Origin of the sequence: Sphingomonas sp. PP-CE-3A-406 (assembly GCF_003688625.1) — a bacterium.
GTDB lineage: Bacteria > Pseudomonadota > Alphaproteobacteria > Sphingomonadales > Sphingomonadaceae > Sphingomonas.
Map to the genome: position 1 here is coordinate 911,577 of NZ_RCWY01000003.1, position 20,129 is coordinate 931,705.

The following is a 20,129-nucleotide window of genomic DNA, read 5'->3' on the forward strand; positions in this document are numbered from 1 at the left end:
CCGCGAAAGCGTAGCGGAGTGAGTGGGTGACCGAGACGAGCGAGACGGGGGCCGACCCCGGGGCCGACCCTCGCCGTTCTGCGACTGCCCGCCGTGTTGCGCTGGGGATCGCGCTGCTCCTGATCGCCGCGCTGGTCGTGTTGTGGCTGGTGCGGAAGCCGATCGCCGAGGGGTTCATCGACCGCGAACTCGCCAAGGCCGGCGTACCGGCCCGGTACGACATCGCGGACCTCGCGCTGGGCGGCCAGCGACTGACCAACGTCGTGATCGGCGATCCGGCGTATCCCGATCTCGTGGCGGACTGGGTCGAGACTCGGACCGGCGTTGGGCTGTCCGGGCCGTATCTGGAGGGCGTGCGCGCGGGGAAGGTCCGGCTGCGCGGGCGACTGGTGGACGGCAAGGTCTCGCTCGGCGCGATCGACAAACTGCTGCCGGCGCCATCGGGGAAGCCGTTCGCGTTGCCCGCGCTCGACGTATCGGTCGCCGATGGGCGGATGCGGTTGGAGGCGCCGCAAGGGATCGTCGGGTTGAAGCTCGCCGGCTCCGGCAAGCTCGACGACGGGTTCCGCGGGTCGTTGGCAGCGATCAGCGAGCGGCTCGATGTCGGCGGGTGCGTGATCGATCGACTCGCGGCGACGGTGAAGCTGCGGATCGACGCGGCGAAACCGACGATCACGGGGCCGGTGCGCGTATCGCGGCTCGCCTGCGGGACGACGCAGGCCGAGCGGATCGTGGCCGATCTGGACGTTGGCCTCTCTGCGGCGCTCGATCGCTGGCAGGGCAAGGCTACGCTCAAGACTGGCGCGGCACGAACGCCGGGTGCGACTTTGGCTGGTGTCGGAGGCACGATCGACTTCACCGGAACCGCGGCGGCGACCGGCGGCAAGGCGAACATCGCCGCCGATACCGTTCGCACCCCTGAGGGCGGCGCGCGCCGGGTTGCGCTCACAGGCACCTACCGGATCGGCCAGCAGATGGCGTTCGACGGGCGCGTCCAGGCGAGCGGGGCGGCAGTGGCGCCGAAGCGACTCGCGGGGCTGGTAGGGATCGGCAGTGAGGCCGCGGGGACGCCCGTCGCGCCGTTGGCTAAAGCGGTGACGCAGGCCGTCCAGAAGGCCGGCCGCGAATTTGCCGCGGACGCCGACGTTCGCGTGCGGATCGACGGCGGGCGCGGCAAAGCGGTGCTGTCTCGTCTGGCGCTCGCGTCCGCCAGTGGTTCGCGCGTGGCGCTCGGTGGCGGGAGCGGGGTCGCGTTCGGCTGGCCGAACGGTGGCGTGCGGCTCGACACGGTGCTCGCAATGCGTGGCGGTGGCCTGCCGGAGGCCCGCGTAACGCTCGCACAGGCGAGACCAGGCGCGGCAATCCGCGGCGTCGCCACCATCGCGCCCTATGCGGCCGGTGGCGCGCGACTGGCGCTGACGCCAGTCAACTTCAGCGCGACTCCGGACGGGGCAACCTCGATCGCGACGCGTGTCACGCTCGGGGGACCGATCGGTGCGGGCGGTCCCGGCAACCGGATCGACGGCCTGTCGATGCCGGTCGCTGCGGTGTGGAACGGTCGCGGGCGGCTGGTCGTGAACACTGGTTGCGTGCCTTTGGCAGTCCAGCGCTTTGCGATCTCCGGCCTTGTGCTCGATCCGTCGCGGTTGACCTTGTGTCCGCTCGACGGCGCGCTGGTCCAGATCAATGGCGCGCGGGTCAGCGGCGGCGCGAAGATCGCAGCGGCCAAGATGGGTGGGCGACTCGGCACGACCCCGATCACGCTCGCGACCGCGGGAGCGATCGTGCGGCTGGCGGATCGCGGCTTTGCGATCGACGGCGTGCAGACCCGGATCGGCGCGCCCGCACGTGTCACGCGACTCGATTTCGCCACCGTCACGGGCCGCATGACCGGGCAGGGCGTGGCGGGTGCGTTCACGGGTGGCTCGGGACAGATCGCCAACGTGCCGCTGCTGCTCGGCGAAGCCGCCGGCAACTGGACGCTCGTCAAAGGCGCGCTCAACCTCACCGGCGCGATGGGGGTATCCGATGCCGCGCCGACGCCGCGGTTCAAGCCGCTCGCCGCACGCACTGTGACTCTCGCGCTGGTCAACGGCACGATCACCGCGGCCGGCACGCTGTTCGAGCCGACCACCAATACCAAGGTCGCCGACGTCACGCTGATCCACGCACTCGGCGCCGGCGCAGGCAAGGCCGACCTGAACGTGCCAGCGATCGCGTTCGCCAAGGACAAGCTGCAACCCGACGCGCTGACCCCGTTGACCTTCGGCGTGATCGCCGACGTCAACGGATCGGTCAGCGGCGAGGGGCATATTGCTTGGAACCCCGACGGCGTGACCAGCACGGGCGTATTCCGCACCGCCGGCACCGATCTCGCCGCCGCGTTCGGCCCCGTCACGGGAATCGCCACCGAGATCCGCTTCACCGACCTGCTCAACCTCCAGAGCGCACCCGGGCAGGTGGCGACGATCCGCACGCTCAACCCCGGCATCCCGGTCACCGACGGCACGATCCGTTACCAGACGCTGCCCGGCGCGCGCGTGCAGGTCGAGGGTGGGTCGTGGCCGTTCGCGGGCGGATCGCTGACGCTCGACCCGACCTTGCTCGACTTCTCCGCGCCGAAGGAGCGGCGGATGACGTTCCACGTCGTCAACATGGCCGCCGACCAGTTCCTGCAGCAGTTCGATTTCAAGAATCTCGATGCGACCGGGATCTTCGACGGCGTGCTGCCGATGATCTTCGATGAAACGGGCGGCAGGATCGAAGGTGGCGATCTCCAAGTGCGCAAAGGCGGCGGCACGCTCGCCTATGTCGGCGATCTCAGCCAGAAGGATCTCGGCATGTGGGCGAACATCGCGTTCCAGGCGCTGAAGTCGCTGCGGTATCAGTCGTTGCGCGTCGGCATGAATGGGCCGCTCGCGGGCGAGATGGTCACCGACGTGCGCTTTGCCGGGATCAGCCAGGGTGAGGGGGCGAAGTCGAACTTCATCGTTCGGCGGCTGCAGAAACTCCCGTTCGTGTTCAATATCCGGATCAAGGCGCCGTTCCGCGGGCTGCTCGATTCGGCGCAGAGCTTCTACGATCCGAAGCGGCTGATCCAGCGCAACCTGCCGGCGTTGTTGCAACAGCAGGCCGCGCCGCCGCCGCCTGACCCGACACCCAAACTTCCAACCATTCAGCCTCCCGCAAGCAGGATCGTGCCATGACCGAAACAGGATTGAAGAAGCTGGAGCAAAGGCCGATCTTGCGCAGGATGACGAGGACGATTGCTATTGTTGGGCTGTTAGCCGCCCTGCCGGGCTGCATCAACGTGTCGGCGCCCGACAAGCCGATCGAGATCAACCTCAACATCAATGTCACGCAGGAAGTGGTCTATCGTCTCGATGGCGAGGCGAAATCGTTGATCCAGCAGAATCCGGGGATATTCTAAGATGAAGACCAAGGTCCTTATGATGGTTGCCGCAGCGGCGGCTCTCGGTGGCCTGTCTGTCGCGGCAACCGCGCAGCGCGACCCTGCCTATGCCGCCGCGCGTGCCGGTGGCGAGGTCGGCGAGCAGCCCGACGGGTATCTGGGGCTGGTCGGTGCGGCGAGCGGCGATCTGCGTGCGCTGGTCAACAACATCAATATCCAGCGCAAGTCGGCGTACACCGCCAAGGCGCAGGCGAGCGGCGCGACGGTCGAGCAACTCGCATTCACGAGCGGCTGCAACCTGATCATGCAGACCAACCCCGGCGAGAAGTACAAGACCCCCAACGGTGTCTGGAAGACCCGCACCGCCGGCGCCCCCGACCGCGATTCGCGCTGCGTTTGAACCTCCGTCATGCCGGGCTCGTTCCGGCATCCACGGTTCCGCGTATTCGATAGTCGCGAGCGTGCGGAACCGTGGACCCCGGAACAAGTCCGGGGTGACGAACAAGGGAGCTTCCCCCGCGGCGCGAAGTCCCGGCCTTCGCCGGGATGACGAAGAGCGAGCGTCCTTCCGAGCTTCTCGACTGATCGCACCGAACGTTATCGCCAATCCCATCCGCCCCTCCCATTAATGACGCCCCTGTCACACCGGTTGACTTGCACCCCCCCCTTTTCTAAACGGACCGCGCCTTGGCGGGATCGCTCGTCGCTGCTTGCTTCCTCCCCGATGCGAAATCAGGTGGAGGAACGTGCGTGGCGGAGATCGAACCCGGACAGGACCCCCAGGGTGTTGAAGATCCGCGACTTTCCGCGCTCGATGAGCGATTGAGAGAGGCCAAGGCTCGGGAAGCACTCGCTAAGGGGCAGAAGGGGGCGGATGCCGAGCGGGGGTACTCGCAAGGCAATCGCGTCATTTCCGCTCTGATCGGGAGTCTCGTCGGCAGTGCGCTGATCGGCTGGTTGATAGACCGCTGGTTCGGCACTGGCCCTTGGGGACTGATCGTGCTGCTATTCCTCGGGATAGCGGTCGCGTTCAGGCAGATCATTCGAATTTCAGGCGAACGCCCGGAGTAACCGGGCGTTTGTCGTATCAAGACGGCAGGGATTCCACGTGGCGGCAGAACAGGGCGGCAAGATCGATCCGATGCACCAGTTCCTGATCGAGCCGGCGTTCGGCTCGCACTGGATCGTAGGTGGTTACGACCTGTCGTTCACCAATTCCGCATTGTGGATGGTGGTGACGCTGGTCGCGCTTTGGGCGTTCATGATCGGTGGCATGAAGCGCGAGCTCGTGCCCGGTCGCTGGCAGATGGCGGTCGAGGGCTTCACCGGCTTCATCTCGGGGATGCTCGAGCAGAATGTCGGCCCCGGCGGCAAGCGCTTCGTGCCTTACGTCTTCTCGCTGTTCATGTTCATTTTGTTCGCGAATATCATCGGGCTCCTGCCTTTCGGCATCGTCCCCGGTGTGCATCCGTTCACCGTGACCAGCCACATGACCGTCACCGGCGTGCTGGCGCTGATCAGCTTCGCGATCGTGCTGCTCGTCGGTTTCGGCAAGCACGGCTTCCACTTCTTCTCGCTGTTCGTACCGAGCGGCACGCCAATGCTGATGATCCCGCTGATCTTCGTGGTCGAGCTGATGTCGTTCCTGGTGCGTCCGTTCTCGCTCGGTCTGCGACTGTTCGTGGCGATGACTGCGGGGCATATCCTGCTCAAGGTGCTGGCCGCGTTCGTGATCAACGGCCTGAACCTGGGCGGGATGTATATCGGTCTGGTGACCGCGCCGAGCATGTTGCTGATGATCGGCATCACGCTGCTCGAACTGCTGGTCGCCGCGATCCAGGCATATGTGTTCGCGTTGCTGACGTCGGTCTATCTGAACGACGCGGTCAATCTCCACTGAGTGGGGCAACCTTCACCAAGTTTTCCATTACCTAACTGACTTTCAAAGGGAATTTAACATGGACGCACAAGCAGCAAAGATGATCGGTGCCGGCCTCGCAGCGATCGGCATGGGCCTCGCAGCACTCGGCGTGGGCAACGTGTTCGCCCAGTTCCTCGCCGGCGCTCTCCGCAATCCGGGCGCAGCCGACAGCCAGCAGGGCCGTCTGTTCATCGGTTTCGCAGCAGCCGAGCTTCTCGGTCTGCTCGCATTCGTCACCATGATCATCCTGGTGTTCGTCGCCTAACCACTCGCTGATTTGGCCGGGCAACCGCGCCCGGCCGGATTAACGCAGGACAGACCAATGCCCCAGATTTCCCAGATAGCCGCTACCTACGCCTCGCAGATCTTCTGGCTGCTCCTCACCTTCGGCATCCTGTATTTCGGGATCGGCAAGGGAATGGTGCCAAAGATCGTGTCCAACGTGGACTCGCGCGAAGGCCGAATCGCGGGCGATCTGGCGGCGGCGGTCGCTGCCCGTACGCAGGCCGATACGGTCCAGGCGAACTGGCAGGCCGAAATGGACGCGGCGCGCGTCGCGGCGCAGGCCGAGACCGCGGCAGCAGCCAAGCGCGCGGCGACGGCGTTCGAGCAGCAGGTCCATGCGGCCGACGCTGACCTCGCCGAGCGTCTGGGTCATCACGATCTGGCGGTAGCGAACGCGAAGGCCGAGGCGCTCTCGAACTTGCAGGGTGTCGCCGCCGAAGCAGCACAGCAATTGGCCGCCAAGGTCGCTGGTCTCCAGGTCAGCCTGGACGCGGCGACCGACGCGGTACGCAGGACGACGGCGCATGGCTAATCCAGATTCGGCCGCAAAGGTCATCCACGAAGAGGGCATGGCGCCCGAAGGTGCGATCGACAACCAGGGTCTCCAGGGTCACACGGCCGCCCCCGGCGGCGTCGAGCATGTCGCCGATCCGACCGCGCTCGGCCTGACCTCGACCGGCTGGGTCGCGGTGGCGATGATCGTCGTGATCCTGCTGATGATCTGGAAGAAGGTTCCAGGCATGATCGGCAAGATGCTCGACACGCGCATCGCCGGCATCCGCACGCAACTCGACGAAGCCAAGGCGCTCCGTGCCGAAGCCGAAGCGATCCGCACCGAATACGAGGCGAAGGCCAAGACGGCGCACGTCGAGGCCGAAGCGATGAAGGCCCACGCACACCACGAAGCCGCGGCGATCATCGCCAAGGCGAAAGCGGGCGCCGAAGACCTCATGACCCGCCGCGCGAAGATGGCCGAGGACAAGATCGCTGCCGCCGAACGGGCCGCGATCGCCGAAGTCCGGGCGCGGGCGGCTGATGCTGCGGCCAAGGCTGCTGGTATGCTGATCGCCGAGCATCACGACGCAGCCGCCGACCGCATGATGGTCGACCGCTCGATCTCCGGCCTTGGCCGCCTGAACTGATCCTGCTCCTCTCCCCTCGGGGAGAGGAAGGGGCCCGCTGCAAAGCAGTGGGAAGGTGAGGGCACGTCCCTCCCGCGACCCATCATTATTGACGGCCGTCTCTTCCCGGGTTTCCGGCGGCCGAGTCTCCAATCTGAGCCCGTTGGAGAATATTTATGTCCTGGCTCATCCTCGCCGTCGCCGTCGTCACCGAGATCTGCTGGGCGCTCAGCCTGAAATGGGCAGCCACCGTCGCCACATGGCAGGCCTCCAGCGTCCCGATCATCCTCAGCTTCGTGAACATGGGCCTGCTCGCGCTCGCCATGCGCGGCCTCCCCGCCGGCACCGCCTATGCGATCTGGACCGGAGCCGGTGCGATCGGCGTCATCATCGGCGGCGTGATCCTGTTCGGCGACAAGGTCAGCGGCATCCAGGCCTGCTTCATGGCCCTGACCGTCGTCGGCATCGTCGGCACCAAGGTCTTCGCGCAAACCTGACCGCTTCTCTCGGCCCGCAGGGCTTTGAAGATTGATTCACGCAAAGGCGCAAAGGCGCGAAGAGAAGGAAGATTGGTTCGCGCAGAGGCGCAGAGAGCGCGGAGGAGTTGCGCTCTGGACTGATGTTCGGATTGCTAAGAGGATCTTGAGCCTTCGGCGATCTGAGAACGGACGCTAATTCCGATCGACCCTTCTCTCAGCGTCCTCTGCGCCTCTGCGCGAAATCAATCTTCTCTTCGCGCCTTTGCGCCTTTGCGCGAACCATCTTCCGAAACCCGACAGAGGCGACCGCTGGCATAACCCCCTCGCACTCCCTAGATTCCCCAACGATGTCCTCCCCCAATTCCCCCGACCGGTTCAACGAAGACAAATCGACGTTCACCGTCCGCGGTGGTGGTGAAGCGCCCGACCTCGCGGCTGGCGTAGCGGCGATCAGGAACGTGCTCGACACGCTGCCGATCCGCCCCGGCGTTTACCGCATGCAGGACGCACGCGGCGACGTGCTTTACGTCGGCAAGGCGCGCGCGCTTCGGAACCGCGTCGCGAACTACGTCCAGGTCGAGCGGCTGACAAAACGCCTCCAGCGGATGGTGTCGCAAACCCGGTCAATGACAATCGTCACGACCAACAACGAAGCCGAAGCGCTGCTCCTCGAATCGCAGCTCATCAAGCGCTACCGCCCGGCCTACAACGTGCTGTTGCGCGACGATAAGAGCTTCCCCTTCATCCTCCTGCGCGACGATCACGCCTTCCCGCGCGTCCAGAAGCACCGCGGTGCACGGCGCGCGAAGGGCAATTACTACGGCCCGTTCGCCAGCGCCGGGTCGGTCAACAACACGCTCAACGCGCTCCAGAAGCTGTTCCTCCTGCGCAGCTGCACCGACAGCTTCTTCAAGACCCGCGACCGGCCGTGTTTGCTGTATCAGATCAAGCGCTGCTCCGCGCCTTGCGTGGGGCGGATCGACGAAACCGCGTACCGGGAACTGACCGAGGATGCGAAGGCGTTCCTCGGCGGCAAATCGACCGGCGTGCAGGCCAAGCTCGGCGCGCAGATGCAGGCCGCCGCCGAGAACATGGACTTCGAACTCGCGGCGCTGCTCCGCGATCGTCTTCGCGCGCTGACCTTCATCCAGGGCACGCAGGCGATCAACGCGGAGGGGGTGGGCGACGCCGACATCTTCGCGATGGCGTGCAAGGACGGGCTGATCGGCATCCAGGCATTCTTCATCCGCGGCGGCCAGAACTGGGGTCATCGCAGTTTTTTCCCGCAGCATACCAACGACGTCCCCGAGGACGAGGTGCTGACCAGCTTCCTCGGCCAGTTCTACGAAGAGGTCCCGCCCCCCAAGCAGATCCTGCTCGACCGCGAACTAACGGAAGGTGCGCTGCTGGCCGAGGCACTAGGCGAACGCGCCGGCTACAAGATCACGCTGCAGGTCCCGCAACGCGGTGACCGCCGCCGCCTGATGGATCAGGCCAAGCGCAACGCGATCGAGGCGATCGAACGGCGTCAGGCCGAATCGACGACGCAGGCCAAGCTGCTGCGCGAGGTCGCCGACCTGTTCGACCTCGCCGAGCCACCAGAACGCATCGAGATCTACGACAACAGCCATATCCAGGGCACCGCCGCGACCGGCGCGATGGTCGTCGCGGGTCCCGAGGGCTTTCGGAAAGGCCAGTATCGAAAGTTCAACATCAAGAACAAGGATACCGCGCCGGGCGACGATTTTGCGATGATGCGCGAGGTCTTCACCCGGCGGTTCTCGCGCGCGCAGGCCGAGGACCCCGATCGCGATTCGGGCGACTGGCCGGATCTGGTGCTGATCGACGGCGGCAAGGGACAACTCAATACGGTCAAGGCCGCGCTCGAGGAGATCGGCGTCGAGGACGTGTGCCTCGTCGGGATCGCCAAGGGACCGGAACATGGCCGCGATGGTCGCGAAGTGTTCCACATGCTCGACGGCCGCGAGTTCCAGCTCCCCGTCAACGCCCCGGTGCTATTCTACCTCCAGCGCCTGCGCGACGAGGTCCACCGGTTCGCGATCGGCGTCCACCGCGACAAGCGCAGCAAGGCGATCGGCGCCAGCCCGCTCGACGAGGTCCCCGGAATCGGCCCCGCGCGCAAGAAGGCGCTGCTGATGCACTTCGGCACCGGCCGCGCGGTCCGCAACGCCAGCCTCCAGGACCTCCAGCAGGCGCCGGGCGTGTCGGCGGGCGTCGCGCAACAGGTCTACGATTTCTACCATTCGCGCTGACCTCAGGTGAGGATCGGGCGCCGCTCGACCGGGCTAACCTAATCTTCATCACGAATTGTTACAGGCTGCGGCAGTGACGACATCCGTTTTCCTCACCGTCGATACCGAGTTCGCCTGGCGGCATCACGCGGCGGGTCTGGATTGCGAGGCGATCTACGCGAAGTCGCTCGAACCCGCGGGGGTCGGGCTCGGCTATCAGCTTGCCGAGCTGGCGAGGCACGATCTGAAAGCCTGTTTCTTCGTCGACCCGATGCCCGCGATCACCTTCGGGATGGCGCCGGTCCGCCGCATGATCGAGACGATTCTCGAAGCGGGGCAGGAGGTCCAGCTTCACATTCACCCCAACTGGACCGAGGCCAAGGCGGGGGATCGCGGGGCGGCGCATGCGCGCTTCGAACTGTTCGACTACAGCCTGACCGAACAGCTCGACCTTCTCGGTCAGGCGAGAGATCTGCTGATCGACGCCGGCGCGCCCAAGCCGATCGCCTTTCGCGCGGGAAGCTATGCCGCGAACGACGATACGCTGACCGCGTTGGCGATGCTCGGTTTCAGTTACGACAGCAGCCACAACGGGTCCGAAGCGCCGAAGACGAGCCGGATCTCGCTGGCGGCGGAACAGATCGCGCCGGTCGCGTGGTGCGTGGAGGACGAAACCGGCAGCGGCGAACGCTGCATCGTCGAAGTCCCGGTGACCGTGATCGAGGATGTCCGCGGGCGGGTGCGGACGTTCCAGCTCTGCGCGCTGTCGGCGGGCGAAAGCTACGACGCGTTGGAGCACGCGGCGGTGGCGGGGCATTCGGCGGTGACCATCGTCAGCCACGGCTTCGAACTCGCCAACCGGCGCGGCACGCGGCCGAACGCGGTCCATGTTCGGCGTTTCCAGGCGCTGTGCGGCACCTTGTCGGAGATGCGTGAAGTGTTGCCGACCGTGCACTTCGCCGATCGTCCGACGCTGGCGCTGGGACGCGCCGACGTCCCGCTCGGTCCCGATGCGCTCCGCACGCGCTGGCGGCAGGCCGAACAGCTCTGGTCGAACTGGGTCGAGGAGCGGCCGAGATCGATGCGTCGCGGATGACGACGCCGCGTATCGCGCTGAAGTTTCAGGTTGGCGCGCGGACTCTGGCGACGATCCCGCGACGGCTGGTGCGCGTGGCGTTTTCGCTCGATGCCGTGCTGGCGCCGGCTGCGACAGCGACCGGGCTGGTCCTGCCGCCGCTGCCCGACGATGCCGACGGATATCTGGTGACCTCGTTGCCCGAGCCGATGCTTGCCGGTCTCGATCGCGGCGGTCTGCTCGCGTTCGTTCGGCAGCGATACGTGCGGTATCATGTCGATCTGGCAGCGGGTGAGGCGGCGTGGTTGGCCGGATTGTCGGGCAGCGCGCGGTCGGGGATCAAGCGCAAGGCTAAGAAGCTCGCGGCGGCGAATGGCGGCGTGCTCGATATCCGGCGCTATCACGATGCGGCGGCGTTCGCCGAGTTCCATCCGCTCGCGCGCGGAGTGTCGGCGACGACCTATCAGGAGAGGCTGCTCGGATCGGGGCTGCCGGACGATCCGGCTGCGGTGTGCGATCTTGAATCTCTGGCGGAGCAAGGCCGTCTGCGCGCTTGGCTTATGTTTATCGCGGACATCCCGGCCGCCTATCTGTGCTGCACGGCCGACGGAGAGTCGCTGTGCTATACCCATGTCGGGCATGATCCGTCGCATAACGACCTGTCGCCAGGCGCGGTCTTGCAGATCGAGGCGATGCGCGATCTGTTTGCCGAGAGGCGGTTTGCGCGGTTCGACTTCACCGAGGGCGAAGGACAGCACAAGCGCCAATTCTCGACCGCGGGGACGGCGTGCGTAGATGTGCTGCTGCTGCGACCGACGCTGGCGAACCGCGCGACGGTGGCGGCGTTGCGGGGGTTCGATAGTGCGATAGCCTCGGCAAAGCGCGCGGCGGCCCATCCCGCCCTAGCCAAGCTCGCCCAGAACATCCGACGCTAGAATCGGACTAGTTTATCCTCATCTGCGCATTGGATCGAACTCTTCTAAAGACCCATCACCGTTCTAAAGACCCACCACCGTCATCCTGACACAAGTCAGGATCCAGAGCCACGCAGGGTGGCACTTGTTACTCTGGATCCTGACTTTCGTCAGGATGACGGGGCAGGCGGAACAAGAGGCCTCCCACGCACCGCAGGAGAGGCTAAGAACACCCCATGCACCTTCGCGCAGCCGCCATCGTCGTCGCCGTCCGCCAACATGGCGAGCATGGCGCGATCGTGCGGGCGCTCACCCGGAACGATGGTGTCCAGCCCGGCTATGTCCGCGGTGGACGGTCGCGAGCCATGCGGCCGGTGCTGCTCCAGGCCAACGTCATCCAGGGCGAGTGGCGTGCGCGGACCGGCGAACAGCTCGCCTCGCTGACCGCCGAGCTGATCCACAGTCGCGCGCAGATGCACGGCGAGCCGCTCGCCGCGGGCGCGCTTGAATGGGCCACCGCGCTCACCGCCGCCGCCCTCCCCGAAGCGCAGCCCTATCCGCATATCCACGATGCGCTGGAGGGGGTGCTCGGCGCGATCGAGGCGGCGCCGTCCGCGCGCGGCTGGGCGGCGGCACTGGTGCGGTACGAATTGCTGCTGCTCGCCGAACTCGGTTTCGGGCTCGATCTGGATCGGTGCGTTGCCAGCGGCACCGAGGACGATCTCGGCTTCGTCAGCCCCAAAAGCGGCGCGGCGGTCTCGCGTGGGGCGGCGTTCGGCTACGAGGCCAAGCTGCTCAGATTGCCGCCCTTCCTCAAGGCCGGCAGCGAGGCTGCTTGGCCCGACATCTTCGACGGCCTGCGGCTGACCGGTCATTTCCTCGCGCGCGACATCCTCGTCGATCGTCGCGCCGACCCGTTGGCGGCGCGCGACCGGCTGGTCGATCGGCTCAAAAGGGCGGTTGCGTGAGCGCGCACCGCCCGGCAAGGGCCGCGCAGGAGGAACGCACATGCCTTTGATTGCGATACTGGCCGGCGACGGCATCGGACCCGAAGTCACCGCGGAAGCGCGGCGGGTGCTCGATACGCTCGGTCTCGACCTCACCTACGAAGAGGGCCTCGTCGGCGGTGCCGCGTACAAGGCCGCGGGTCATCCGCTTCCCCCCGAGACGCTCGAACTCGCCAAGCGCGCCGATGCCATCCTGTTCGGCGCGGTCGGCGATCCCGACTGCGATGCGCTCGAACGCCAGTTTCGCCCCGAGCAGGCTATTCTCGGCCTGCGCAAGGAACTGGGCCTGTTCGCCAATTTGCGCCCGGCCAAGCTGTTCGCCGGCCTTGAGGACGCCTCTGCGCTCCGTCCCGAGGTCGCCCGGTCGATCGACATGGTCATCGTCCGCGAACTGACCGGCGACGTGTATTTCGGTACCAAGGGCATCCGCACCACCGCCGACGGCTTGCGCGAAGGCCATGACGAGATGCGCTACGACGAGACCGAGATCGCGCGTATCGCCCGCGTCGGCTTCGAGACCGCACGCACCCGGAAGGGCAAGCTGCTCTCGGTCGACAAGGCCAACGTGCTGGAGACCTCGCAGCTGTGGCGCGACGTCGTGATCGAGGTCTCGGCCGAGTATCCCGACGTCGCGCTCAGCCACATGTACGTCGACAACGCGGCGATGCAGCTGGTGCGCAATCCCGGCCAGTTCGACGTGATCGTCACCGGCAACCTCTTCGGCGACATCCTCTCCGACGAGGCGTCGATGTGCGCGGGCTCGATCGGTATGCTGCCATCCGCCGCGCTGAACGACTCGAACAAGGGCATGTACGAGCCGATCCACGGCAGCGCGCCCGACATCGCCGGGCAGGGCAAGGCCAATCCCTGCGCCGCGATCCTGTCCGCGGCGATGATGCTGCGCCACTCGCTCGACCTGCCCGACGCCGCCGACCGGATCGAGGCGGCGGTCGCCGCCGCGATCCTGAAGGGCGCGCGTACCCCCGATCTCGGCGGCACGCTCTCGACCTCTGCGATGGGCGACGCCATTCTCGCCGAACTAGGCTGACCCGATGATCCCGGACCTTCTCGAACTCGCGATCGTCATCCCGACGTTCAACGAGAAGGCCAACGTCCCGACGTTGATCGCCAAGCTCGACCAGGCGCTGGCCGGGCGCAACTGGGAGGCGATCTTCGTCGACGACGACAGTCCCGACGGTACCGCCGATGCCGCGCGCGAGATCGCCCGGCTCGACAAGCGGGTCCGCGTGATCCAGCGGATCGGCCGGCGCGGGTTGTCGTCGGCCTGCATCGAGGGAATGTGCGCGACGGCTGCCCCGATCGTCGCGGTGATCGACGGCGATCTCCAGCACGACGAGACGTTGCTGCCGAAGATGCTCGATCTGCTCAAGGACGGCGAGACCGACGTGGCGATCGGCTCGCGCTTCGTCAGCGGTGGCTGCACCGGGGAGTGGGACAGCGACCGGGTCGCCAAGTCTGTGCTCGCCACCAAGCTGTCGCGCCGCGTGCTGAAGTGCGACCTCAACGATCCGATGAGCGGCTTCTTCATGATCCGCACCGACATTGTCCGCCGCCTCGCGCCGTCGCTGTCGGCGATCGGCTTTAAGATCCTGCTCGACCTGCTCACCGCGTCGCCGACACCGCTGCGTTTCGTCGAGGTGCCCTATACCTTCCGCTGTCGCACCGAGGGCGAGAGCAAGCTCGATCACGTCGTCGCGATGGAATATCTGATCGCGATCTACGACCGGATGTTCGGGCGGGTCGTGCCGGTGCGGTTCGCGATGTTCTCGGCGATCGGCGTGCTCGGCGTCGGCATCCACATGGCGGTGCTGACCGCGTTGTTCATCGGGTTCGGTGCGAATTTCCTCGTCGGCGAGATCGTCGCGACCTTGGCCGCACTGACCTTCAACTTCTTCCTCAACAACGCGCTGACCTATCGCGACCGTCGTCTCAAGGGCTGGCGGCAACTGGTCGACGGCTGGGTGTCGTTCGCGGTGATCTGCTCGGTCGGCGCGGTCGCCAATGTCGGCATCGCCGCGTTCCTGTACGAGATGCGCGACGGAGCGTGGGCCGCCTCCGCGCTGATCGGCGTGCTGGTCGGCGCGGTGTGGAACTACGCGCTGTCCTCGAAATTCACCTGGGGCCGCTACTAACCGGATCTTTGATCCTCCCCCGCAAGGGGGAGGTGGCTGGCGCTTGCCAGACGGAGGGGGAGGAAAGGGTAACCGCGGTTGCGTGGTCCTCCTCCTTCGGCGCCACCTCCCCCTGGCGGGGGAGGATCGAGACACTCCGCACCCCTCTTCACACCCGCAAGGCTTGTCCCCGGGCTTGTCATAACGGCTCCCCCCCGGCAAAGCGGCGCGCATGAAGCGCAAGACCGGCCAGGATCGTTCGATCACTCAGAATTGGCGTCCCGCGACGCGCGCCATCCGCGGCGGCACCGCCCGCAGCGAATATGGCGAGACGTCGGAGGCGTTGTTCCTCACCTCGGGCTATTGCTACGACAAGGCAGGCGACGCCGCGGCGCGCTTTGCCGGCGAGCAGGAGGGGATGACCTACTCCCGCCTCCAGAACCCGACGGTGCAGATGCTCGAGGAGCGGATCGCGTTGCTGGAGGGCGCCGAGGCGTGCCGGACGATGGCGACCGGCATGGCGGCGATGACCGCCGCTCTGCTGTGCCAGCTCCAGACCGGCGATCACCTCGTTGGTGGGCGCGCGGCGTTCGGCTCGTGCCGCTGGCTGACCGACACGCTGCTGCCGAAGTTCGGGATCGCCACGACGATCGTCGATGCGCGCGATCCGCAGGCGTTTCTCGACGCGGTCCGTCCCGAGACGAAGGTGTTCTTCTTCGAGACTCCCGCCAACCCGACGATGGACATCGCCGACCTCAAGGCGATCTGCGACATCGCGCGCGAACGCGGCATCACGACGGTGGTGGATAACGCGTTCGCGACGCCGGCCTTGCAGCGGCCGATGGAGTTCGGCGCGGACGTCACCGCGTACAGCGCGACCAAGATGATGGACGGGCAGGGCCGCGTGCTCGCCGGCGCCGTCTGTGGGACCGAGGATTTCATCACCAACACGCTGTTGCCGTTCACGCGCAACACCGGGCCGACGCTGTCGCCGTTCAACGCGTGGGTGGTGCTCAAGGGCCTGGAAACGCTCGACCTGCGTATCCACCGCCAGTCCGAGAACGCGATGAAGGTCGGGCAATTTCTCGAAGGCCGCGTGCCCCGCGTGCTGCACCCCTTCCTGCCGAGCCATCCGCAGCACGAACTGGCCAAGCGCCAGATGGACGCCTGCGGGCCGATCTTCGCGTTCGAGGTCGACGGGCGCGAACAGGCGCACGCATTGCTCGACGCGCTGGAGCTGGTCGACATCTCGAACAACATCGGCGACTCGCGCTCGCTGATGACGCATCCCGCCTCGACCACGCACGCGAGCGTCTCGCCCGACAAGCAGATCGAGATGGGCGTGACCGAGGGGCTGTTGCGGATCAACGTCGGGCTCGAGGATGCGCAGGACGTGATCGACGACCTCGACCAGGCGCTCCGTCAGGCGGGCCTGTGAAGGCGCTGTTCCCCAACGCGGCGACGACCGATGGGGTGACGGTGCGCGTGTCGGTCAGCTATTTGCCCGAACAGTCCGAGCCCGAGCGCGGCCGCTGGTTCTGGGCCTATCACATCCGCCTTGAGAATGAGGGCACCGAGACCGTCCAGCTGCTCACCCGCCACTGGGTGATCACCGACGGTCGCGGCGCGCGGCATTCGGTCGAGGGCGAAGGCGTGGTCGGCGAACAGCCGGTGATCGAACCGGGCGCGAGCTTCGACTACGTCTCGGGCTGCCCGCTCGCGACCCCGTCGGGTGCGATGCAGGGGAGCTACCAGATGGTCCGCGAAGACGGCGCCGTGTTCGCGGTCGAGATTCCCCGCTTCTCGCTGTTCGCGCCCGCGGTGCTGAATTGAAGCGTACGCATCTCCCGCTTAATGGCCTGCGCGTGCTCGATGCGGCGGCGCGGCATCTGTCGTTCACGCGGGCTGCGGACGAACTGGCGGTGACGCCGGCGGCGGTGGGGCAGCAGATCCGCGCGCTGGAGGATACGCTCGGCGTCGTCCTGTTCCGCCGCACCACGCGTGGGCTGGAACTGACGCCTGAGGCGGAAGCGGGTCTAGGCGCGCTCCGCGGTGGGTTCCTCCAGTTCGAGGAAGCCGTGCGCGCGATGCAGGCGGGTCAGTCGTCGAAATCGCTGACGATCGCCGCGCCGCGCGACCTGACCGAGAAGTGGCTGATGCCGCGCCTCGCGCAGATCGCCGAGGCAGACCCCGAACTGCGCTTCGTGCTGATCACCGCCGACGAGAATGTCGACTTCACCGAAGCCAATCTTGATCTCGCGATCCGCTGGGGCAATGGGCCCGGCGAGCATGAGGGTGAGGCACTGGAATCGGAGGGCATGGTGACGATCGCCAAGCCCGGCACCGATAGCGAAGCCGCGATCGCGTGGTCGGGTGAGGACGGCGTCGCGCTGGTCCGCGTCACCGACGCCGGGCTCGCGATCGATGCGGCGGCGGCGGGGCTCGGTCGCGCGACGGTGCCGGAACTGCTTGCTCGCCGCGATCTGGCGCAGGCCCGCGTACGGCTTATCGGCGAGTCGCAGCCCTCGAAGGGGGGGTACTGGCTGGTCGCCCCGCTCCCGCAGTGGCGCCAGAAGAAAGTCCGCGCGCTCGTGGATGCCCTGACCGCGTGAGGCAACCCGGGCGCAGACCACGGCGCGCCGGCGTTTCGCCAGTGCTGAAGACGCGTCGGCTGCGCCTGCGGCCGCTGGTCGAAGGCGACGCGACCGCATTGCACCCGATGCTCGCCGACGCCGAATTGATGGCGTATTCCGCCGACGGTCCCTTGGGTTCGGTCGACGACGTCCGCACCTACCTCGCCGAGGAAGCAGCGCCGGGCAACCAGCGTACCTGGGCGATCACCCGCACCGGCGACGACCGCGCGATCGGCTGGGTCTCGGGCAGCGAGGCCGATGGGGCAGGGGTGACGGAGATCGGTTTCATCCTCGCGCGCGAAGCGTGGGGAAGGGGGATCGCGCGTGAGGCTGTGTCGGCGGTGATCGATCGCCTGTTCGCAGAAGGCCGAAGCCGGGTTTTCGCGGATGCCGATACCGAGAATACTGCGTCGATCACCTTGCTGGAACGTCTCGGCTTCCGTCGTGAACGGCTGTTGCGCGACGAGTGGGAAACGCATCTGGGGTTGCGCGACAGCCTGATCTACGGGCTCTGCGCCGATAGCTGGCAGGCGGCCGGGCGAGCCTGAGCCACCGCCGCCATCCCCACTGATAACACCACCCCGGCGAAGGCCGGGGCCCAATTGGGAAGGTGGCAATAACGAAGCGCTACCCGCCGTTAGCAACGTTCCCCAATTGGCCCCCGGCCTTCGCCGGGGTGGTGGCCCTTGATATGAGGCGGGGCAGCGAACCCTACCGCGCCGCCAACAACGCCAGAGCCCGCCCCATCAACCCCGCGAACTGAACCTCGTTCACGCCATCATCAGCCCGGTGCCAGTTCCCGGTCGCCACATACCAGCGGCCGTCCTTCGCCTGCACCAGATAGTTCAGCGTCAGCACCCCAGGCTCGCCGCCTCCCTTAAACCCGACATACCCAAACCGCTTGGCGATCGCCGGATCGACCCCCGCATTGACCGCCAGCACCGCCCGGGTCGTAGCGTCCGCCCCCCGCAGCGCGTTCAGCACCACAGCCATCGCCGCCGGGCTCGAAAACCATTCGACGCTGTCGATCGCCACCGGCTTCCCCGCGAACACCGTCGGATCGAGCTTGGCAGTGGAAATCCTTACCGCATTGTCCAACAGCAGCGCGCGCCGCGCATCTACCGACCCCGCCGCCCAAGCCCTCGTCAGCGCCGAATCCCCCTTCAACGCGAACATCTCGCGCGTCGTCATCACGGGCACGCTGCCGCCAGCCGCTTCCGTCATCGCATCCACCTTCGCGCGTCCGAGCGTCGTCAGCAGCGTATCCGTCGCGGTGTTGTCGCTGATCGAGATCATCATCGTCGCCAGTGTCTGCACCGTCACCGGCGACCCGGCGGGCCAGGTCTGCAACACGCCCGACGGCAAGGACGGCGCTCCGACCTTCACGACGTCCTCCCAGTGTCGCTCGCCGCTCGCCACCTGCCGTGCCAGTTCCGCCAGCACCCATAGCTTGAACGCCGACCCAAGTGGCGCCGCCACATCCGCTCGATATTCCAGGATTGGCGTCGGTCTGCCGTTGCCCAGCGCGTAAAGCCCGAACCCGCTAGCCCCCGGCAGTGCGCGAAACTCCGCTTCGAGCTTGGCGAGGCTGTCGTCACGCGGCGCTGTGCCGGTAATCAGCAATCCGGTCGCGGCATGCGGCGGAGCGGGGTCGATCACCAGGCGGACGCTCGCCGTCCCGCGCGCGTACCCGACGGTCAGGTCCGCCGACCATGCCGAGGTCGCGGTCAACGTCTCGATCTTCTGCGGGGCGCCGAGTGCTGTCTTCAACTGCGCGGCGATGACCGACAGTTGCGCCGCGGGGACCTTGTCGCGAAAGCTCGCCGCGAAATATGTTTCGTACGACCCGCGGCCGTCCAGTATCGCGACCAGCGCGTCCGCCTTGGCGCGCAACGCCGGGTCTGGCGCCAACCCCTGCGCCGCGACTCCGACGGGCAGTACCGCCAGCAGGAGCGCGAACAGCCGGAGCGCCAGCTTTTTCATCAGTTCTTCAGCTTCCAGCCGCTCTGCAACAGCCGGTAGCACAGCGTCGCCAGCACCAGATCGATCACCAGGATCACGATCCCGCCGATCATCACCGGCGAGTCGGCGATCCCCAGGAACCCGTAGCGGAAGCCCGAGATGATGTAGAAGAACGGGTTCGCATGGCTGAACGCGCGGAACGCCGGGGCGAGCTTGTCGACCGAGTAGAACGTCCCCGACAACAGCGACAACGGCGCGATCACGAAGTTGGTGACCGCAGCCGCATGATCGAACTTGTCCGCCCAGATCGACGTCAGCACGCCGAGCAGCGCGAGGAACGTCGCGCCGAGCAACCCGAACCAGATGATCGCGAGTGGCGCATGCGGGGTGACGTGCACGCCCGGATACAGCGCCATCGCGCCCCATACGACGATCCCGACGATCACCGCACGCGTCATCGCGCCGCCGACGAGCGCGGCCAGCAACTCACCCGTCGACAGGGGCGGCTGGAGATAATCGACGATCGTCCCCTGCATCTTGCCGGCCAGCAGCGAGAAGCTGGCATTGGCGAACGCCGGCCCCATCATGCCCTGCGCGATGATCAGCCCCGGCGCGATGAAATCGGCGAAATCGACGATCTGGCCGTCGACGGGCACCGGGCTTTTCGCGCCCGTCGCGATGGTGAACACGATCAGAAACAGCAACGTCGTGATCGCTGGCGCCCACACCGTCTGGAGCTGCACCTTGAAGAACCGGCGCACCTCCTTGATATAGAGGGTTCGCAGTCCCTCCCAGTTCACGCTCTTTATGACGGGAACACCGGGGGCGGAATGCACCGCCGACTGGATTTCACCGATTGGGGGCTGGCTGCTCATGGGAGTTGCGGGTAATCCCTGCCGCTGCCGCCCGCAACCCGGCTTGAAGATTGGCCGACTG

At 66.7% G+C, this 20,129-nt stretch carries 21 protein-coding genes; 19 read left to right on the forward strand and 2 right to left on the reverse strand.

Annotated elements, in window-relative coordinates; all coding sequences use genetic code 11:
- Window positions 1–26: 26 nt before the first annotated feature.
- The 19 genes from C8J44_RS16075 to C8J44_RS16170 all read left to right on the forward strand — a co-directional run bounded on the left by C8J44_RS16075 (window position 27) and on the right by C8J44_RS16170 (window position 17,779).
- On the forward strand, window positions 27–3,206 hold the full coding sequence (locus C8J44_RS16075) for a YdbH domain-containing protein (protein ID WP_259466904.1): 3,180 nt from the start codon (window positions 27–29) through the stop codon (window positions 3,204–3,206).
- Window positions 3,207–3,253: 47 nt separating this feature from the next.
- Window positions 3,254–3,430 carry a YnbE family lipoprotein gene (locus C8J44_RS16080; RefSeq protein WP_121905275.1) on the forward strand — a complete coding sequence of 59 codons (177 nt, stop codon included), beginning with the start codon at window positions 3,254–3,256 and terminating at the stop codon, window positions 3,428–3,430.
- A 1-nt stretch (window position 3,431) separates the two neighbouring features.
- Entirely contained in the window at window positions 3,432–3,812 is a 381-nt protein-coding gene (locus C8J44_RS16085) for a YdbL family protein (RefSeq protein WP_121905276.1), read from the forward strand.
- A 350-nt stretch (window positions 3,813–4,162) separates the two neighbouring features.
- Window positions 4,163–4,483, forward strand: a complete 321-nt coding sequence (locus C8J44_RS16090; protein WP_121905277.1) for an AtpZ/AtpI family protein — start codon at window positions 4,163–4,165, stop codon at window positions 4,481–4,483.
- Window positions 4,484–4,553: 70 nt separating this feature from the next.
- Complete coding sequence (locus C8J44_RS16095; protein WP_121905516.1) at window positions 4,554–5,312, forward strand: F0F1 ATP synthase subunit A; 759 nt, start codon at window positions 4,554–4,556, stop codon at window positions 5,310–5,312.
- 58 nt (window positions 5,313–5,370) lie between these two features.
- Window positions 5,371–5,598: a F0F1 ATP synthase subunit C gene (locus C8J44_RS16100; protein ID WP_055873230.1), complete on the forward strand. Its 228-nt coding sequence runs from the start codon at window positions 5,371–5,373 to the stop codon at window positions 5,596–5,598.
- 57 nt (window positions 5,599–5,655) lie between these two features.
- Window positions 5,656–6,150 carry an ATPase gene (locus C8J44_RS16105; RefSeq protein ID WP_121905278.1) on the forward strand — a complete coding sequence of 165 codons (495 nt, stop codon included), beginning with the start codon at window positions 5,656–5,658 and terminating at the stop codon, window positions 6,148–6,150.
- Between the two features lie 37 nt (window positions 6,151–6,187).
- The gene (locus tag C8J44_RS16110; protein WP_259466927.1) at window positions 6,188–6,760 is read left to right on the forward strand and encodes a hypothetical protein; all 573 of its coding nucleotides are present in this window, start codon (window positions 6,188–6,190) and stop codon (window positions 6,758–6,760) included.
- 155 nt (window positions 6,761–6,915) lie between these two features.
- Window positions 6,916–7,236 carry a multidrug efflux SMR transporter gene (locus C8J44_RS16115; RefSeq protein ID WP_056488555.1) on the forward strand — a complete coding sequence of 107 codons (321 nt, stop codon included), beginning with the start codon at window positions 6,916–6,918 and terminating at the stop codon, window positions 7,234–7,236.
- Between the two features lie 329 nt (window positions 7,237–7,565).
- Window positions 7,566–9,491: an excinuclease ABC subunit UvrC gene (uvrC, locus tag C8J44_RS16120; protein ID WP_121905280.1), complete on the forward strand. Its 1,926-nt coding sequence runs from the start codon at window positions 7,566–7,568 to the stop codon at window positions 9,489–9,491.
- Window positions 9,492–9,564: 73 nt separating this feature from the next.
- Entirely contained in the window at window positions 9,565–10,566 is a 1,002-nt protein-coding gene (locus C8J44_RS16125) for a polysaccharide deacetylase (protein WP_121905281.1), read from the forward strand.
- Window positions 10,563–11,480, forward strand: coding sequence for a GNAT family N-acetyltransferase (locus C8J44_RS16130; RefSeq protein WP_121905282.1), 918 nt, complete (start codon window positions 10,563–10,565; stop codon window positions 11,478–11,480). Before C8J44_RS16125 ends, C8J44_RS16130 begins: the two co-directional genes overlap by 4 nt.
- Window positions 11,481–11,695: 215 nt before the next feature.
- Window positions 11,696–12,427: a DNA repair protein RecO gene (gene recO / locus C8J44_RS16135; RefSeq protein WP_121905283.1), complete on the forward strand. Its 732-nt coding sequence runs from the start codon at window positions 11,696–11,698 to the stop codon at window positions 12,425–12,427.
- A 40-nt stretch (window positions 12,428–12,467) separates the two neighbouring features.
- The gene (leuB, locus tag C8J44_RS16140; RefSeq protein ID WP_121905517.1) at window positions 12,468–13,514 is read left to right on the forward strand and encodes a 3-isopropylmalate dehydrogenase; all 1,047 of its coding nucleotides are present in this window, start codon (window positions 12,468–12,470) and stop codon (window positions 13,512–13,514) included.
- 4 nt (window positions 13,515–13,518) lie between these two features.
- Window positions 13,519–14,619 (forward strand): glycosyltransferase family 2 protein, encoded by a 1,101-nt coding sequence (locus tag C8J44_RS16145; RefSeq protein WP_183128811.1) that lies wholly within the window; start codon window positions 13,519–13,521, stop codon window positions 14,617–14,619.
- 211 nt (window positions 14,620–14,830) lie between these two features.
- A complete protein-coding gene (locus C8J44_RS16155) occupies window positions 14,831–16,036 on the forward strand; it encodes a PLP-dependent aspartate aminotransferase family protein (protein ID WP_121905285.1) in 1,206 nt (401 codons plus the stop codon).
- Window positions 16,033–16,431, forward strand: coding sequence for a Co2+/Mg2+ efflux protein ApaG (apaG, locus tag C8J44_RS16160; protein WP_056488567.1), 399 nt, complete (start codon window positions 16,033–16,035; stop codon window positions 16,429–16,431). Before C8J44_RS16155 ends, apaG begins: the two co-directional genes overlap by 4 nt.
- Window positions 16,428–17,210 carry a LysR family transcriptional regulator gene (locus C8J44_RS16165; RefSeq protein ID WP_121905286.1) on the forward strand — a complete coding sequence of 261 codons (783 nt, stop codon included), beginning with the start codon at window positions 16,428–16,430 and terminating at the stop codon, window positions 17,208–17,210. The genes apaG and C8J44_RS16165 overlap by 4 nt, the downstream gene beginning before the upstream one ends.
- Before the next feature lie 41 nt (window positions 17,211–17,251).
- Window positions 17,252–17,779, forward strand: coding sequence for a GNAT family N-acetyltransferase (locus C8J44_RS16170; protein ID WP_235529861.1), 528 nt, complete (start codon window positions 17,252–17,254; stop codon window positions 17,777–17,779).
- Window positions 17,780–17,942: 163 nt separating this feature from the next.
- Here C8J44_RS16170 and C8J44_RS16175 read toward each other — a convergent pair whose 3' ends face one another.
- On the reverse strand, window positions 17,943–19,214 hold the full coding sequence (locus tag C8J44_RS16175) for a class A beta-lactamase-related serine hydrolase (RefSeq protein WP_259466905.1): 1,272 nt from the start codon (window positions 19,212–19,214) through the stop codon (window positions 17,943–17,945).
- Window positions 19,214–20,068 carry an ABC transporter permease gene (locus tag C8J44_RS16180; RefSeq protein ID WP_121905288.1) on the reverse strand — a complete coding sequence of 285 codons (855 nt, stop codon included), beginning with the start codon at window positions 20,066–20,068 and terminating at the stop codon, window positions 19,214–19,216. Before C8J44_RS16180 ends, C8J44_RS16175 begins: the two co-directional genes overlap by 1 nt.
- Window positions 20,069–20,129 lie beyond the last annotated feature (61 nt).